This is a genomic window from Sulfuriflexus mobilis (genome assembly GCF_003967195.1).
In the GTDB taxonomy this organism is placed as follows: domain Bacteria; phylum Pseudomonadota; class Gammaproteobacteria; order AKS1; family AKS1; genus Sulfuriflexus; species Sulfuriflexus mobilis.
In genome coordinates, this window is the sequence record NZ_AP018725.1 from 1860629 (window position 1) to 1877471 (window position 16843).

Annotated in this window: 13 protein-coding genes; all 13 read right to left on the minus strand. The window is 54.3% G+C overall.

The window, feature by feature from the left end:
* Positions 1–55: 55 nt before the first annotated feature.
* Positions 56–1342, minus strand: coding sequence for a phosphopyruvate hydratase (gene eno / locus EL386_RS09205; protein ID WP_126455527.1), 1287 nt, complete (start codon positions 1340–1342; stop codon positions 56–58).
* A gap of 40 nt (positions 1343–1382) precedes the next feature.
* Positions 1383–2216 carry a 3-deoxy-8-phosphooctulonate synthase gene (kdsA, locus tag EL386_RS09210; RefSeq protein WP_126455529.1) on the minus strand — a complete coding sequence of 278 codons (834 nt, stop codon included), beginning with the start codon at positions 2214–2216 and terminating at the stop codon, positions 1383–1385.
* Positions 2213–3862, minus strand: a complete 1650-nt coding sequence (locus tag EL386_RS09215; protein ID WP_126455531.1) for a CTP synthase — start codon at positions 3860–3862, stop codon at positions 2213–2215. Before EL386_RS09215 ends, kdsA begins: the two co-directional genes overlap by 4 nt.
* Before the next feature lie 114 nt (positions 3863–3976).
* Positions 3977–5338 carry a tRNA lysidine(34) synthetase TilS gene (gene tilS, locus EL386_RS09220; protein WP_232020188.1) on the minus strand — a complete coding sequence of 454 codons (1362 nt, stop codon included), beginning with the start codon at positions 5336–5338 and terminating at the stop codon, positions 3977–3979.
* 8 nt (positions 5339–5346) lie between these two features.
* Positions 5347–6306, minus strand: coding sequence for an acetyl-CoA carboxylase carboxyl transferase subunit alpha (gene accA / locus EL386_RS09225; RefSeq protein WP_126455533.1), 960 nt, complete (start codon positions 6304–6306; stop codon positions 5347–5349).
* 67 nt (positions 6307–6373) lie between these two features.
* Entirely contained in the window at positions 6374–9826 is a 3453-nt protein-coding gene (dnaE, locus tag EL386_RS09230) for a DNA polymerase III subunit alpha (RefSeq protein WP_126455535.1), read from the minus strand.
* The gene (gene rnhB, locus EL386_RS09235) at positions 9826–10425 is read right to left on the minus strand and encodes a ribonuclease HII (RefSeq protein ID WP_126455537.1); all 600 of its coding nucleotides are present in this window, start codon (positions 10423–10425) and stop codon (positions 9826–9828) included. The genes dnaE and rnhB overlap by 1 nt, the downstream gene beginning before the upstream one ends.
* A gap of 7 nt (positions 10426–10432) precedes the next feature.
* A complete protein-coding gene (gene lpxB / locus EL386_RS09240; protein WP_126455539.1) occupies positions 10433–11608 on the minus strand; it encodes a lipid-A-disaccharide synthase in 1176 nt (391 codons plus the stop codon).
* A gap of 3 nt (positions 11609–11611) precedes the next feature.
* Complete coding sequence (lpxA, locus tag EL386_RS09245) at positions 11612–12388, minus strand: acyl-ACP--UDP-N-acetylglucosamine O-acyltransferase (RefSeq protein WP_197722046.1); 777 nt, start codon at positions 12386–12388, stop codon at positions 11612–11614.
* Positions 12385–12828 (minus strand): 3-hydroxyacyl-ACP dehydratase FabZ, encoded by a 444-nt coding sequence (gene fabZ, locus EL386_RS09250; protein ID WP_126455541.1) that lies wholly within the window; start codon positions 12826–12828, stop codon positions 12385–12387. Before fabZ ends, lpxA begins: the two co-directional genes overlap by 4 nt.
* A gap of 21 nt (positions 12829–12849) precedes the next feature.
* Positions 12850–13869, minus strand: coding sequence for a UDP-3-O-(3-hydroxymyristoyl)glucosamine N-acyltransferase (gene lpxD / locus EL386_RS09255; protein WP_126455543.1), 1020 nt, complete (start codon positions 13867–13869; stop codon positions 12850–12852).
* Positions 13870–13887: 18 nt separating this feature from the next.
* Entirely contained in the window at positions 13888–14406 is a 519-nt protein-coding gene (locus EL386_RS09260) for an OmpH/Skp family outer membrane protein (protein ID WP_126455545.1), read from the minus strand.
* A 46-nt stretch (positions 14407–14452) separates the two neighbouring features.
* A complete protein-coding gene (gene bamA, locus EL386_RS09265) occupies positions 14453–16828 on the minus strand; it encodes an outer membrane protein assembly factor BamA (protein WP_126455547.1) in 2376 nt (791 codons plus the stop codon).
* Between the last annotated feature and the right edge of the window lie 15 nt (positions 16829–16843).

Sequence of the window (16843 nt, forward strand, 5' to 3'; positions counted from 1 at the left end):
GAAAGCGTCTATTCAGAGAATGCTCATAGCTTGCATAACATAAACTGACAGAAAATTAAGCCAGGTGTCGGAATGCCGCACGGCCTGGGTAGCTGGCCTTGTCGCCCAATGCCTCTTCAATACGAATCAACTGATTATACTTGGCAACACGATCAGTACGTGACAGCGAGCCGGTCTTGATCTGGCCGCTGGCCGTTGCCACCACCAGGTCGGCAATCGTGGTGTCTTCGGTTTCACCCGAACGATGCGAAACCACCGCCGTGTAACCGGCATCGTGCGCCATGTTGATCGCATCCAGTGTCTCGGTCAGGGTACCGATCTGGTTGACCTTGATCAGAATCGAATTGGCAATGCCCTTGTCGATACCTTGCTTGAGGATGCTGGTATTGGTCACAAACAGGTCATCACCAACCAGTTGCACACGCCCGCCGAGTTTTTCGGTCAGCAGCGCCCAACCGTCCCAGTCGCCTTCATCCAGCCCGTCTTCGATGGATATAATCGGGTACCGGTCGCACCAGTCGGCAAGATAATCGACAAACTCGGCGGAAGTTAGTGAACGCCCTTCCGAGGTCAGCTCGTACATACCGTCTTTATAAAATTCGGAACTGGCGGCATCGATACCGATGAAGATATCCTCACCGGCCTTGTAGCCGGCCTTGTCGATGGCCTCAATAATTACCTCAATCGCGGCCTCATTGGAGGGCAGGTCCGGGGCAAAGCCACCTTCATCGCCCACCGCGGTATTCATGCCCTTGGCACTCAAGACCTTGCTCAGGGCATGAAAGACCTCGGTACCGTAGCGCACGGCCTCAGACAGGCTTGGCGCACCGACCGGGATGATCATGAACTCCTGCAGGTCGACGCTATTATCGGCGTGTGAACCGCCGTTGATGATGTTCATCATCGGTACCGGCATGGTGGTACCCGTGCCCAGGTATTCATACAAGGGCTTGCCAGACTGGATGGCTGCGGCCTTGGCCACGGCCATAGAAACCGCCAGCAAGGCATTCGCGCCAAGGCGACCCTTGTTCGGGGTGCCATCGAGTTCGATCATGCGCGCATCAATGGCCTTCTGCTCAAGGGCAGACATACCAAGCAGGGCCTCACGGATTTCGCCATTTACATTGGCAATGGCCTTGCTAACACCCTTGCCACCGAAGCGTGACGTATCGCCATCACGCAGCTCAACCGCCTCGCGTGAGCCGGTTGAGGCACCGGACGGCACGGCGGCACGCCCCATCACACCTGAGGCCAGGGTTACATCGACTTCCACTGTAGGATTACCGCGAGAATCAATGATCTGACGGCCATGAATATTACTAATACTGAACTGGTCTGCCATTACTGCACAAACTCCAAAGGTTAAATGTTAATAGAAAGGTTTACAGGTCCAGTTCAGCAAAACCGGCAGCCTTTACGCCGCGGTCAATCTGAACCAGTACCTCAAGTAATTCACGCATGCGTCCCAGCGGCCAGGCATTCGGTCCATCACTCAGCGCCTTACTGGGGTCCGGGTGGGTTTCCATAAACAACCCGGAGACACCGGCGGCCACCGCAGCACGTGCCAGTACCGGCACAAACTCACGTTGCCCGCCCGAGCAATTGCCCTGGCCACCCGGTAACTGCACCGAGTGCGTGGCATCGAACACCACCGGACATCCCGTGTCACGCATGGCGGCCAGCGCACGCATATCCGAAACAAGGTTGTTGTAACCGAACGAGACACCTCGTTCACAAACCATGATCTGCTCATTACCCGTCGCCAGCGCCTTGTCGGCAACGTTTTTCATATCCCAGGGGGCAAGGAACTGGCCCTTCTTGATATTGACCGGTATGCCCTGACGGGCCACCTCCTGGATGAAGTTAGTCTGGCGACAGAGGAAGGCCGGTGTCTGCAATACATCTACGACAGCGGCCACTTCGTTTAACGGTGTATCTTCGTGCACATCGGTCAACACCGGTACCCCAATCTGCTCTTTTACGGTTTGCAGGATACGCAGGCCCTCTTCCAGGCCCGGACCACGAAAACTCTCATGTGAGGAACGGTTGGCCTTGTCAAAGGACGACTTGTAAATAAACGGCACACCCAATGCCGTAGTCAGCTCTTTCAACTGGCCCGCAGTATCCAGGGCCAACTGCTCGCTCTCGATCACACAGGGACCGGCAATCAGGAACAACGGCTGGTCGAGGCCCGCTTCAAAACCACATAACTTCATGCAACATCCTCTTTACTCGCCGTAGCGGATTGGTGTTCGCGCGCCGCGCGAATAAAACCCGTGAACAAGGGGTGTCCATCACGCGGGTTGGAGGTGAACTCCGGGTGGAACTGGCAGGCCACAAACCACGGATGGTCTTTAATCTCGACCACTTCGACCAGTTTATCATCCATGGATTTACCCGCAATCGTCAGTCCGGCCTGTTCCAGTGTTTCCAGGTACTGGTTATTAAACTCATAACGGTGACGATGACGCTCGGTAATGATCTCGCTGCCGTATAATTCACGGCTGCGCGTACCTTTCTTGAGGCGACACTGCTGGCCACCGAGGCGCATGGTGCCGCCCATGTCAGAGTTCTCATCACGCTGTTCGATCTCACCATTTTCGTTGACCCACTCGGTGATAAGCGCGATCACCGGATGCTTGGTGTCCTTGCGAAATTCGGTGCTGTCGGCATCCGCCATGCCGGCCACGTGACGGGCATACTCGATCACCGCCACCTGCATGCCCAGGCAGATACCCAGGTAGGGGATCTTGTTCTCACGTGCGTACTGTACGGTCATGATCTTGCCTTCAACGCCACGTTCGCCAAAACCACCCGGTACGAGGATCGCGTCCATCCCTTTCAGACGCAGCCCCTTGTCCTTCTCGATATCCTCGGAATCAAAATAGGTAATGTTAACCTTGGTGCGGGTATGGATACCGGCATGGATCAGGGCCTCAGACAATGATTTATAAGACTCGGTCAGGTCCATGTACTTACCAACCATGGCGATGTTTACTTCCGCCTCAGGGTGCAACATCGCATCAATAACGGCATCCCACTCGCTCAGGTCCGCCGGACGGGTCTTCAGGTGCATCTTCTCGACGACGATGTCATCCAGGCCCTGCTCATGCAGGACGCGTGGGATCTTATAAATACTGTCGACATCTACGGCCGATATCACGGCACGCTCCGGCACATTGGTAAACAGGGCAATCTTGCGACGGTCATCCGCTTGCATCGGCAACTCGGAACGGCACATGAGGATATCCGGCTGGATACCAATACTGCGCAACTCCTTCACCGAGTGTTGAGTCGGCTTGGTCTTTACCTCACCCGCCGCTGCGATATAGGGCAACAGCGTCAGGTGCATGAACAGACTCTGGGTCGGGCCGAGTTCAACGCCAAGCTGGCGAATCGCCTCGAGAAACGGCAACGACTCAATATCACCGACGGTACCGCCGATCTCGACCATGGCGACATCCGCATCACCGGCACCCGCCATGATGTTGCGTTTGATCTCATCGGTAATGTGCGGGATCACCTGCACGGTGCCACCGAGGTATTCGCCCCGGCGCTCCTTGCGGATCACATTCTCGTAGATCTGGCCGGAGGTAAAGTTATTCGGCTTACCCATGGTGGTACGCACGAAACGTTCGTAATGGCCCAGGTCCAGGTCGGTCTCGGCACCGTCCTCGGTGACAAAGACCTCACCGTGCTGGAACGGACTCATGGTGCCCGGGTCGACGTTGATATAGGGGTCGAGCTTCATCAGGGTGACTTTCAGACCCCGTGATTCGAGAATAGCAGCGAGTGAGGCCGCCGCAATGCCCTTCCCGAGGGAAGAAACCACGCCGCCTGTAATAAAAATAAATTTGGTCATTTAAGAGGATAATCCCGTCAGATTCTGAGCAATGTGACCATTGCCGGACGGGACTATATGCTACAAGAACACGCCCCGTTACTCAATGAAGAAATGATAACAGCCAAAAATAAATCAATGACTTGTAATGGATGCCCGCCAATCAATCCACAGGCCCGCGCCCCCCTTTGGGGCAGCAAAGGGTTCACAGACGCACAAGCCCGGCACGGCGGCCAGTTCATCGCCGACAAAAAGCAACGGCATACGCTGACGTTGCCAGGGTGGGATACCGGCCTCCTGGAAGAGTTTTTTCAGGCTATGGTGCTGGCCTCGCCCGATCGGACGGCAGCGCTCACCACCGTGACGCAGGCGTAACTGGATACGCTGGCCTGTTTCGCCAAGATCAGCACGCAGGCCTTCACCGACCGTCTTACGGCTCAAGAGTTGAGCTGACCAGGGCAGGTCTACCTGCCCTCGCAGGCCCCAGTCCCGGCACCAGTCCGCCTTCACGGCCTGCAGGGGGGCCATGGCGTACAGGCGTCCACGATAGCGGCGCAATTCGACGCCGGGCCACTCCAGGTGTGGGTTCCTATCCTGCGCGGCCTCGAGCATATCCGCTTGCACCTGTAGCAGCTTGCGCCGTGAAGGCAGGGTCAACCCCTGCCCGCGCAACCACAGACGCAAGACATTACGCTGCCGTGCCGCATCCAGCCCGCCAAGACCGGCCAGTGACAGGCTGTGGTCTGTCCTCAGTAGGCCCTGCATGTCCTGCGCCGCCAAAGCCTCGAGCAAGGCCTCGTTTTCGGCCTGCTGACTGGCGACGCGGCTGAGGGTTTCCGTAATCGCCGGCCAACGTCGCTGTAACACCGGCATGACCTCGTGGCGCAGGTAGTTACGGTCAAAGCCGCTATCCTGGTTGGAGGGGTCCTCCACCCAGTTCAGCTGCTGTTGCGCGGCGTATTCCTGCAGTTCGTCCCGGCTCACATCCAGCAGGGGGCGCCAGTGTTCTCCAGCGGCAAAGGCGCGTTGCCTCGGCATCGCCGCCTGCCCCCGACTGCCGCTGCCGCGGAATAATTGCAACAGCAGGGTCTCGGCCTGGTCGTCACGGTGTTGTGCGGTGAGCAGGACATCGCCTTCTGTAACAATAATATTTTGCAGGGCGGCGTAACGCGCCTTGCGCGCCGCCGCTTCCGGACTCTCTCCCTTTGCGGCCCGTGCCTCAACGTGCAGCACCGTTAACGGCACATCGAGTTGCCGACAGACCTGCCGGCAGTGTTCGACCCAGTGATCGGCATCATCCAACAGGCCGTGGTGCACATGCACGGCCTCAATACTGACAGCCAGTTGTCGCCGACAGGCAGATAGGAGATGTAACAGGCAGTGCGAATCCAGCCCACCACTGTAGGCGATAATAAACCGCCGGGGGTAAGCCGCCAATGGGCGCGCCGCAAGACACGTATGCAGTGCTTGCAACAAACGCGAAGGCGTCATAGTCATTGAGGGGCTTACTGTTCCTGGTAATTACCGAAACGCGACAGGCGTTCGTAACGCTGTTCCAGCAAGCGGTCGATCGGAATACCGCCAACCGTATCAAGTGTTTCCAGCAGGGTATTTTTCAGTGACCGCGCCATGACATCAATATTGCGGTGTGCACCACCCAGTGGTTCCTTGATAATGCCATCGACAAGACCCAGCTCTTTCAAACGGTCAGCGGTGATACCCATGGCTTCGGCCGCATCCGCGGCCTTTTCGGCACTCTTCCAGAGGATAGAGGCACAACCCTCCGGTGAGATCACCGAATAGGTGCTGTATTCAAGCATCAATACCCGATCACCCACACCGATAGCCAGCGCGCCCCCGGAACCGCCTTCACCGATCACGGTACAGACAATGGGTGTCTTCAGCTCGGCCATGACGAACAGGTTACGGGCGATGGCCTCACTCTGGCCACGCTCTTCGGCATCGATACCCGGGTAAGCCCCGGGGGTGTCGATAAAGGTCAGCACGGGCAGGCGGAAACGTTCGGCCATTTCCATCAGACGCAGGGCCTTGCGGTAACCCTCCGGACGCGGCATACCAAAGTTGCGCTCGATCTTCTCTTTTGTGTCACGCCCCTTTTGCTGACCAATGACCATGACCGGTCGACCCTCGAGACGGGCCAGACCACCGACGATCGCAGGGTCGTCGGCATAGGCACGGTCACCGTGCAGTTCTTCGAAGTCATCAAAGATGCGTTCAATGTAGTCGAGCAGGTAGGGCCGTTGTGGATGACGCGCCAGTTGCGAGACCTGCCACGGCGAGAGTGACTTGAAGATCGACTCGGTCAGCGAGCGGCTCTTGTCCTGCAGGCGTCTGATCTCGTCAGTGATATTGATCTCGGAGTCATCACCGACGTAGCGAAGCTCTTCGATCTTGGCCTCGAGTTCGGCAATCGGCTGTTCAAATTCCAGAAAATTCAGATTCATAACAATAAGATAACGGATAAAACTAAAAATCGCAAAAGCTTAATAACAGCCTCTGCAGCCAGGTTGGTCAGTATAACACCTCTACCTTGCCCTCTCCCGCTAATTCCTGCAGCTGCTGCAGGAGCTCATCCGTGGGCCGGATCCGCCAGTCCTCGCCGAGACTGATACGGGCGCGGGAATCGGCCCGTGCGTAGTCCAGGATCACCGGGCAGCGGCCATCACGAAACGGGGTCAGGGTCTGCTCGAGGGCATCAAGGAAACCATTACCGGCCTGTTTTGCATCGACCCGGATCAGTAGCTGGCGCGCATAGGCCTCGCGGGCCTCGTCGATATCGTAAATCTGGCTTGCCTGCAGGCGCAGCCCGCCACTGTAATCATCCTCTCGTACCGAGCCCGTGATGACGAGCAACTTGTCCTTGGCGATCAGGTGCTGGAATTGTTTATAGGTATCCTTGAAGGCGGCGACCTCGATACGGCCACTGCGGTCATCGAGGGTCATAAAACCCATGCGCTCTCCGGACTTGGTATTGCGGGTTTGCAGGGCCACGACGAGACCCGCCACCGTTTGCTCGTCGCGTGAGGCCTGTACATTGACCAGACGGCTAGTGATAACACGCTCGAGTTCTTTTTCGTATTGCGTAATGGGGTGACCGGTGAGATAGAGCCCAAGGGTATCCTTCTCACCTTCCAAACGTTCCTTTTCCGGCCATTCCGGCGCGACCTTGAGTTCGATCACCTCGGCCTCGGCAGCCGGGCCACCGAACATGTCATCGATACCCTGGTCCTCATTACGCAGATGTTGTTCGGCGCTTTTCATGGCAACACTCAGGTTTGCCATCAGGGTCGCACGGTTCGGCGCCATGCCATCGAGTGCCCCGGCGCGGATCATCGCCTCCAGTACACGGCGATTAACCTTGCGCGGGTCTATGCGTCGGCAAAAATCAAACAGGTCGGCATACAGGCCATTCTCATTGCGTTCCTGGACAATACTCTCCAGTGCCGCTTCACCAACCCCCTTGATGGCACCGAGACCATAATAAATGCTCTTGTCACCCTGACTGGTGAACATATATTCACAATTATTCACATTCGGCGGCAGGACCTCGAGCTGCATGTGACGACACTCGTCGATCAACATCACCACCTTGTCGGTGTTATCCATGTCTGATGATAGTACTGCGGCCATAAAGGCCGCCGGGTAATGCGCCTTTAACCATGCCGTGTGATAGGAAACCAGGGCATAGGCGGCGGAGTGAGACTTGTTGAAACCGTAGCCGGCAAATTTTTCCATCAGGTCAAACAGGTCACCGGCCTTTTTCTCATCAAATCCCAACTCACTGGCACCGGACATGAATATCCCGCGCTGCTTGGCCATCTCTGCGGGTTTCTTCTTACCCATGGCACGACGCAGCAAGTCAGCACTACCCAGAGAGTAGTTACCGATGATCTGCGAGATCTGCATAACCTGTTCCTGGTAAACGATGACCCCATAGGTCGGTGCCAGTACTTCTTCCAGTTCGGCAAAGGGGTACTCCACCTTGGTGCGCTTATGCTTACGACTGATAAAGTCGTCGACCATGCCCGACTCCAGCGGGCCGGGACGGAACAGGGCCACCAGGGCGATAATTTCTTCAAAATTATCCGGCTTGAGGTTTTTAATCAGCTCCTTCATACCGCGCGATTCAAGCTGGAAGACGGCGGTAGTCTCACAGGCCTTGAGCAAGTCAAAGGTCTTTTTATCATCCATGGGCAGCTGTTCCAGCACCAGCGCAGCCTCGCCGTTACGCTCACGTTCACGGTTAACCGTCTTCACGGCCCAGTCGATGATGGTCAGGGTACGCAGGCCGAGGAAGTCGAACTTCACCAGGCCGATGGCCTCGACATCGTCCTTGTCGAGTTGCGAGACAATGCTCTCGGCACCCTCTTCACAGTACAGTGGCAGGAAATCAGTCAATGCGGTCGGCGCGATCACCACCCCGCCGGCATGCTTACCGGCGTTACGCGTAATACCCTCCAGCGAGCGGCCCAGTTCGATCAGCGCATGGACCTCTTCATCGTCTTCATAACGCCGGCGCAGTTCCTCTTCCTGTTCAAGTGCCTTATCCAGCGTGATACCGATCTCAAAGGGGATGAGTTTTGCGATCTGATCGACAAAACCATAGGGATGCCCGAGCACACGCCCGGCGTCGCGGATCACCGCCTTGGCGGCCATGGTGCCGTAGGTAATAATCTGCGAAACCTTGTCACGACCATAATGACGGGCCACATAATCAATAACGCGATCGCGCCCTTCCATACAAAAATCGACGTCAAAGTCAGGCATGGAGACACGTTCAGGGTTCAAGAAACGTTCGAACAGCAGGTCATATTCAATCGGGTCAAGATCGGTAATCCCCAGCGCATAGGCAACGATCGAACCCGCGCCGGAACCACGTCCGGGACCGACCGGCACATCGTTATTCCGTGCCCAGCGAATAAAGTCGGCGACGATCAGGAAGTAACCGGGGAAGCCCATACTGATGATCACATCCAGCTCAAGTTTCAGGCGATCTTTATAGGCCTGACGTTTCTCTTCACTGAACACACCCTTAACCGGTTCAAGTTGTTTGATGCGAGCATCAAGCCCCCGCTCGGACTCGCTGGTCAGGAAGGCTTCAATCGTCAGGCCATCGGGCACCGGGAAGTCCGGCAGGAAGTATTCGCCGAGGCGCAGCTCCATATTACAGCGCTGTGCAATCGCGCGAGTGTTCTCAATGGCCTCGGGGATGTCAGAAAACAGTTCTTCCATCTCTTCACTAGAGCGAAGGTACTGCTCTTCACTGTAAAGGTGTTGGCGACGGCTATCGTTAAGTGTCCGTCCTTCCTGAATACAGACACGGGCCTCATGTGACTCGAAGTCAGACCTTTTGATAAAACGCACATCGTTGCTGGCAACCACCGGAATGTTTTTCTCCAGGGCCAGTTCTACTGCGGCATGCAGGTAGGTCTCTTCCTGCTCACGGCCGGTTCGCACCAGTTCCAGATAAAAACGATCCGGGAATAAACCAGACCAGTCATCGAGTAAAGTGCCGGCCTGTTGCTTGTCACCGGCGATCAGGGCCTGACCGATATCACCGGCACGGCCACCGGACAGGGCGATCAGGCCATCGGTGGCACCATGCAACCAGTCGCGTTCGATCATTGGAATACCACGGTGCTGGCCTTCCGTATAACTACGCGTGATCAAACGATTCAGGTTAAGGTAACCCTCACGGTCCTGACAGAGCAGGATCAGGCGTGTTGGCGGGTTACGTTCATCATCGGGGGATATCTGTAATTCGACGCCGATGATCGGCTTGATCCCTGCAGCGAGTGCGGCGCGATAAAATTTCACCATCGCGAACAGGTTAGACTGGTCGGTCAGTGCCACAGCAGGCATACCGGCAGCGGCCAGCGCCTTCATCAGCGGCTTGATGCGCACCAGGCCGTCAACAATAGAAAATTCTGTATGCAGGTGCAGATGTACAAAGCCGCCAGACATCAGCCCTTCTCCATCAGACGCGCCACCGGCCCGAAGCTGTAACGATGTACCGGTGTCACACCGTGCTCAGCCAGTGCCCGCATGTGGAGCTTGGTCGGATAACCTTTGTGCGAGGCAAAACCATAACCGGGATACACCGATTCAAGTTCGATCATTTCACGATCACGTTCGACCTTGGCAATAATGGAGGCCGCGCTGATACAGGCTACGGACTGGTCACCTTTGACAATGGCCTCTGCGGTGCAGCGCAGGCTGGGGCAACGATTACCATCGATCTGGGCATGTTCGGGTTGAATGGCGAGTAACTCAACGGCGCGCTTCATGGCCAGCATGCTGGCATGCAGGATATTCAATTCATCGATCTCATCAACCTCGGCCCGGGCGATAGCCCAGCACAGCGCCTTGTGCCGAATCTCACTATTCAGGGCCTCTCGGCGCTTGGCGCTAATGGCCTTGGAGTCCGCCAGTCCGTTGATAGGCTTCGTCGGGTCAAGGATCACCGCGGCGGCGACCACCGGACCCGCCAATGGGCCACGGCCAACCTCGTCGACACCGGCGATCAAACCTTGTCCTGAATAAAGGGCTAATTTCGAGTGCATACTGTGTTTATCGCTTTTCATCCGGACGTTCAGTTACCCGTCGTCTGGCCGCTTGCCCAACGACCTCAAGCACGGCCTCGGCAGCACGTTGGTCCGTGTTCTGGCGCAAGCTATGGTGAATCGCCGTGAAGCGTTCCACAAGTGGCTGAACATGTTGTGGACTCTGCAGGTAATCGAGAAGGTGCCGGCCCAATACTTCAGGCTGTGCAGCATGTTGCACATATTCAGGAACGAGAGACTCGCCTGCGAGCAGATTAGGCAGGGAGAAATGCTCGATATGCACCCAGAGTCGTAAAATTAAGTAGTTTAACCAGGCAAACCGATAGGCAACGACCATGGGCCGCTTCAGGAGCATGGCCTCCAGGGTTGCCGTCCCAGAAGACATGAGTACTGTATCCGCTGCCGCCATCACCTCACGCGCCTCGCCATCAAAGATGGTCATTGGTAGCTCAATATCGAGTTGCTCGCAGTGCTGAAGGAAAATCTCGCGCACAACCTGATTTGCCAACGGCACAATAAACCGAATCTCAGGATTCCTTTCATGACACCAGGATGCTGTTTCAATAAAGGCTTTTGCCAGATGCCTGACCTCACTAACCCGGCTGCCGGGCAGGATGGCGACGAGTGGCACATCCACCGGGAGCCCGAGTCTAGTGCGCGCTGCTACCTTATCTGTTGCCAATGCTATTTGATCCGCAAAGGGATGCCCAACGAAAGTCACTGGCACTTGGTGTTCTTCGTAGAAGGCCGCCTCAAACGGGAACAGGGTCAGGACACGGTCGACCGAACGGGCAATCTTTTTAACCCGGTAACGCCGCCAGGCCCAGACCTGTGGACTGACATATTGCACCGTTGGGATCCCTGCGGCATGACAGTGTTCCAGCAGACCCAGATTAAAGTCCGGCACATCGATACCAACAATGACATCCAGTTTTTGCGCAATAAAGTGGTTGCGCAATTGTGCACGTATACCACGCAGTTCACGATAGTGGGCAAGGGCATCGACCAGGCCCATGATCGATAGTTTTTCAGAGGGATAGAGGCTCCTGCAACCGGCATCAATCATGTGCGGTCCGGCAATACCCTCAAATTCAGCATCGGGCACCTGTTTCCGAATCGCCTCGATAAGACCCGCACCGAGCAGATCGCCAGAAGACTCACCCGCTACAATACCAATACGCATGGTTTATCGAACAATACTGCGTTCAGCGTTGGCGATAAAATCAGCGAAGTGCTGTGCCTCGGCACAATGCGGCAGACGGGACTTTACCTCAGCGACTGCATCGGCCAGTTTCAGACCCGATTTGTAGATAATGCGGTAGGCCTCGCGCAGACCCTTGATCGCCGAATCCGTCAGGCCACGACGTTTCAGGCCGATCGCATTCAGACCATGCGCCTCGGCCGGGTTGCCAGATATAATAATATAGGGAGGCACGTCCTTGCTCACGCCACAGCCCATACCACAAAAACTGTAGGCACCGACTTTGACAAACTGGTGAATCAGGGCAAAGCCACCAAGGGTGACATAATCCCCTATCTCGACATGGCCACCGAGCGAGGCACCATTGGCAAAAATAGTGTAATTACCCACATGGCAGTCATGCGCCACGTGTGAATAGGCCATCAGGAAATTATTATTACCCACCGTGGTGAGACCGCCACCTTTTACCGTGCCACGGCTCAGGGTGCAACTCTCACGAATGACATTATCATCACCGATCTCGAGCCGGGTTGGCTCGCCACGATAGCTGATGTCCTGAGGCCCCTCACCCACAGAGGCAAATTGATAAATCTTGTTATTTTTGCCTATTCGGGTCGGGCCGTTGATCACCACGTGTGGGCCAATCCAGCTGCCCTCGCCTATTTCCACCTCCGCACCGATAACAGCAAACGGACCGACACTTACGCCTTCAGCAAGTTTTGCATCAGGGTCAATAACAGCACGTGGATCAATCAGGCTCATATCGAACGTTTGGCACACATCAGATCGGCACTGGTGACAATCTTGTCATCGACCTTTGCCTCAGCCTTAAATTTCCAGACACCACGCTTCTCACGTTCAACGGTGACATAAAGGTGCAACTGATCACCCGGAACGACAGGTTGCTTGAAACGAGCGTTATCAATACCGACAAAATAATACAAAGAACCATCTTCCGGCAACTCGTCCATGGTGATAAAGGACAGGACACCAGTCGCCTGTGCCAGTGCCTCAAGAATCAAAACACCGGGCATTACCGGATGATGAGGAAAGTGCCCGACAAAGTATGGTTCGTTATAGCTAACATTCTTGATCGCGTGCAAGGACTCACCTGGCGTATAGTCCAACACCCTATCAATGAGCAGGAAGGGGTAGCGATGCGGCAAATGCTTCATCACTTCATCGATATTCAGGGTGGGCATGTACGTCCTCTCAGTTCAGAATCAATCGTTAATCAGTTTCTTTTCAATTTTCTTCAGATGCTTGGCCATATCGTCAAGCTGGCCAAAGCGTGCAACATTCCGGTTCCACTTCCTGTTTTCCTGCGCTGGCATGCCGGATGAATATACGCCAGGTTCTGTAATTGATTTTGTTACCAGTGACATTCCGGTGATATGTACATTATCGGCAATTTCGAGATGACCACTAAATCCAACTCCACCTGCGATAGTGCAATAACGTCCAATTCGCACACTACCGGCAATCCCGGCACAGCCGGCAATCGCAGTATGTGCACCGATATGAACATTGTGAGCAATCTGGATCTGGTTATCGAGTTTTACACCATGCTCGATTACTGTGTCGTCAAGTGCGCCACGATCGATAGTTGTATTGGCACCTATCTCGACTTCATCACCGATAATGACTGTACCCAGTTGCGGCACTTTCAACCATTTACCATCATCCTTAACCAGGCCAAAACCATCACTGCCGATCACTGCGCCGGGATGAATAAGAACGCGATCACCAATGCGCACATTATCACAAATAGTCACATTCGCCACGAGCCTTGTATCATCACCGATAACACAGCCCGCACCGATTACACAGCCGGCACCAATGATAGTATTTCTGCCGATCCTTGCATCGCGGCCAATCACAGCACGGGCCGCAACCGATGCGCCAGGATCAATATGCGCACCGGGAGCCACTGTCGCATCACTATGGATACCGCCCCCCACTCCAGCCTGCAGCTGAAACAAGTTAGCTACACGGGCAAATAGAAGTTGTGGATTTTCCGTAACAAGACAGGCCGTGGGTGACAGGTGGCTATATTCGGGTTTGATGATAACAGCCGATGCACCGGTCGTAGTGAGCACATCGACATAACGCTTGTCATTAAAAAAAGAAATCTGCCCTGACTGGGCAGATTTCAGTGATGCCACTCCCTGAATCAGACAGTCAGCATCACCCTCTATGTGAGCACCAAAGCGTGTTGCCAACTCTGCTAACGTTTGCGTCACTGACTCTTCCGTTTGTGCTTATTGCTTGGCCTTCGCCTCTTTCTTCAGACGTTCGAGTATCATACCCGTCAGGTCAATGGCCGGATTGGCAAAGGCAATACCTTCATAGAGGATCAGATCATACTTTTCCTGTTTACCCACTGTGGTAATCGCGTCATTGACGTAACGTAAGAGCTTGCCACGCTCTTCATTACTACGGAAGGTACGGTCTTCACGTAATTCATCTAAGGCACGGCGCAGTTCCCGCTTCTTGCTGATGAGGTCACGTTCAATCTTACGGCGCTCGGCCTCGGACATGATGGCACCATCACGGGCGAGTTTTTCCTCATCCTTCTTGATAGCCTTCTGCTCAGTCAGCAACTTGTTATCACGGGTGGCAAATTCCTTTTCAAGTTTCTTCAGTGCCAGTTTGGCCTGGGGGGCCTCTTCCAGCAAACGGTTGGGATTAACCACGGCGATCTTCAGTTCCTGGGCTAGACCTGTCATAGGGGTCAGGCCAATCATCGCTGTCAGAATAATTTTCTTTAATGTTTTCAATGCTCTACTCCGGTCTTCCGGTTTTGACTAAATATACTGTAACACATCAGAATCCACCACCGAAGGTGAATTGAAAGGTCTTGGTCTCATCCTCCGGCTGGTCATTAAATGGCGCGGCCAGGCTGAAATTCAGGGCGCCGAACGGTGACAGCCAGGTTACCCCAAGGCCCGCCGAGTAGCGCAACTCGTTAATCTCAAAGTCCTCATTGGCACCAAAGACATTACCGGCATCGACAAAGGCGCTAAAGCGCCAGGAACGTTCATCCTTGACGAAGGGTACCGGGAATATCAATTCGGCACTGGCAACCGTCTTCAGGTTACCCCCCAAAGGATCTCCAAAGCTGGGACTGGTGGAATCCCTGACCTGCGGACCCAGGGTATTGTCTTCATAGCCTCGTATCGAACGGTTACCACCGGCGAGGAAGTTCTCGAAAAATGGCAGATTGTCCGTACTGCCGTAGCCATCACCATAACCGACTTCACCCTTTAGGCTGAAGGTCAGGTCACGAGTCAAGGGGAAATAACGCTGGTTCAGGTAGGTGAACTTGTAATACTCAAGGTCACCACCAGGCACGGCGATCTCACCGGTAATGCGCTGAATGCCACCACGATTCGGGAAAACCGCGCGGTTACGCGTATCATTGGCAAAACCCAGATTCAGGCTAAAGGTGTTAAAACTGGAGGACTGACCACTCCGCAAGGCCGAGTCTCCAACAAATGGACTATTTACATCAGTGATAGTGCCCGTCTGACCGCCACCATCATAACTGGCCAGTTCTACAAGGAAGTCCTGTGGTGTACTGCTCGAAGTATTAATCGTCGTCCGTGTATAACCGAGGCTCAGGGAGATCCGCTCAACCTCAGTAATGGGGATACCAAATGACATCGCACCGGAAATGACATCCGAGGTATAGCTGGCCAGATTGGCCTCTGATGCATCGGTTTCACGATACAACAGGTTAAAGCCTCGTGATATACCATCCTCGGTCCAGTATGGATTCACATATCCCAAACGGTAGACAGTATTGGTTTCACTATTATCGAAACCGACACTAATGCGCTTACCACTACCAAGGAAGTTATCCTGGCTGACACTGGCATTAAAGATCACACCCTGTGAATCAGAATAACCGATACCGGCAAGCAGGTTACCGGAAGGTTTTTCCTTAACCTTGTAATTCACATCGACCTGGTCAGTGGTGCCGGGTACGGCGGGGGTTTCCACTTCCACTTCCTCGAAATAACCGAGCGTATCCAGGCGTACCTTGGAACGCTCTACCTTGGCAGTGGATATCCAGGCACTTTCAAACTGACGCATCTCACGACGCAGGACCTCGTCACGGGTCTGGGTATTGCCCGTAAAGTTGATACGACGGACATAGACGCGCTTACCCGGGTCGACAAAGAAGGTCAGTTCAACCTGTTTTTCCTTGTCCAGGACCTCGGGGACAACATTGACATTGGCAAAGGCATAGCCCTCTTCACCCAGTCGTTTGGTGATTTTTTCACTGGTCTCGGTGGAACGCCGACGGGAGAAGGTGTCGCCCTTTTGAATGGAAAACAGCGGAAATAGTTCTTCCGGCTTAACCACCAGGTCACCAGCGATTTTAACGCTTTTGACGGTGAACTTTTCACCCTCGGTGATATTGATAGTGATATAAACGTCTTTTTTGTCTGGTGTGATCGAGACCTGCGTAGAATCAATATTAAAATTGATATAGCCACGGTTCAGGTAATAGGAACGCAGGCGCTCAAGGTCTGCCGAGAGTTTTTGCTTGGAATATTGATCATCGCCGGTATAAAAAGAAAACAGTGTCGGCACACTAAGTTCAAACTCTTCCAGCAAGGCCTTGTCTTCGTAAGTAGTATTGCCAACAATATTGATTTGATGAATCTTTGCGACCACACCTTCCGAAATTGTGATAGTAATGCCAACACGGTTACGCTCTAAGGGCGTCACCGTGGTTTCCATCTTGACACCATATTTACCCTGGCTAAAGTAAATACGTTGCAGTTCCTGCTCAACCTTGTCCAGCAAAGACTTGTCAAATACTCGCCCTACAGCAAAGCCGATTTCCTTCAGACCTTCTGTAAGCGCTTCTTCCTCGATCGATTTATTGCCACTGTATTCAATACTGGCAATCGCCGGACGTTCTACAACAAAGACAATCAGTATCCCGTCTTCACGTTCCAGGCGTACATCCTTGAAAAAACCCGTTTTGAAGAGGGCGCGAATGGTCGAGGCGGAGGACTGCGCATCCAGCGTATCGCCGACCTTGATGGGCAGGTAATTGAAGACCGTCCCGGCGGCAATACGTTGCAGCCCCTCAACCCGAATATCCTTGATGACAAATGCTTCATTTGCCCAGACTGATTGGGCAAGTCCTGCCAGGAACAGGAAAGTAAGAAAGAGTTTTTTCATTGCGAGTCTGCTACG

What these genes read in the sequence shown, in the direction of transcription:
- eno (WP_126455527.1), bottom strand. Translation starts at nt 1,342, where the DNA reads ATGGCAGACCAGTTCAGTATTAGTAATATTCATGGCCGTCAGATCATT.
- kdsA (WP_126455529.1), bottom strand. Translation starts at nt 2,216, where the DNA reads ATGAAGTTATGTGGTTTTGAAGCGGGCCTCGACCAGCCGTTGTTCCTG.
- EL386_RS09215 (WP_126455531.1), bottom strand. Translation starts at nt 3,862, where the DNA reads ATGACCAAATTTATTTTTATTACAGGCGGCGTGGTTTCTTCCCTCGGG.
- tilS (WP_232020188.1), bottom strand. Translation starts at nt 5,338, where the DNA reads ATGACTATGACGCCTTCGCGTTTGTTGCAAGCACTGCATACGTGTCTT.
- accA (WP_126455533.1), bottom strand. Translation starts at nt 6,306, where the DNA reads ATGAATCTGAATTTTCTGGAATTTGAACAGCCGATTGCCGAACTCGAG.
- dnaE (WP_126455535.1), bottom strand. Translation starts at nt 9,826, where the DNA reads ATGTCTGGCGGCTTTGTACATCTGCACCTGCATACAGAATTTTCTATT.
- rnhB (WP_126455537.1), bottom strand. Translation starts at nt 10,425, where the DNA reads ATGCACTCGAAATTAGCCCTTTATTCAGGACAAGGTTTGATCGCCGGT.
- lpxB (WP_126455539.1), bottom strand. Translation starts at nt 11,608, where the DNA reads ATGCGTATTGGTATTGTAGCGGGTGAGTCTTCTGGCGATCTGCTCGGT.
- lpxA (WP_197722046.1), bottom strand. Translation starts at nt 12,388, where the DNA reads ATGAGCCTGATTGATCCACGTGCTGTTATTGACCCTGATGCAAAACTT.
- fabZ (WP_126455541.1), bottom strand. Translation starts at nt 12,828, where the DNA reads ATGCCCACCCTGAATATCGATGAAGTGATGAAGCATTTGCCGCATCGC.
- bamA (WP_126455547.1), bottom strand. Translation starts at nt 16,828, where the DNA reads ATGAAAAAACTCTTTCTTACTTTCCTGTTCCTGGCAGGACTTGCCCAA.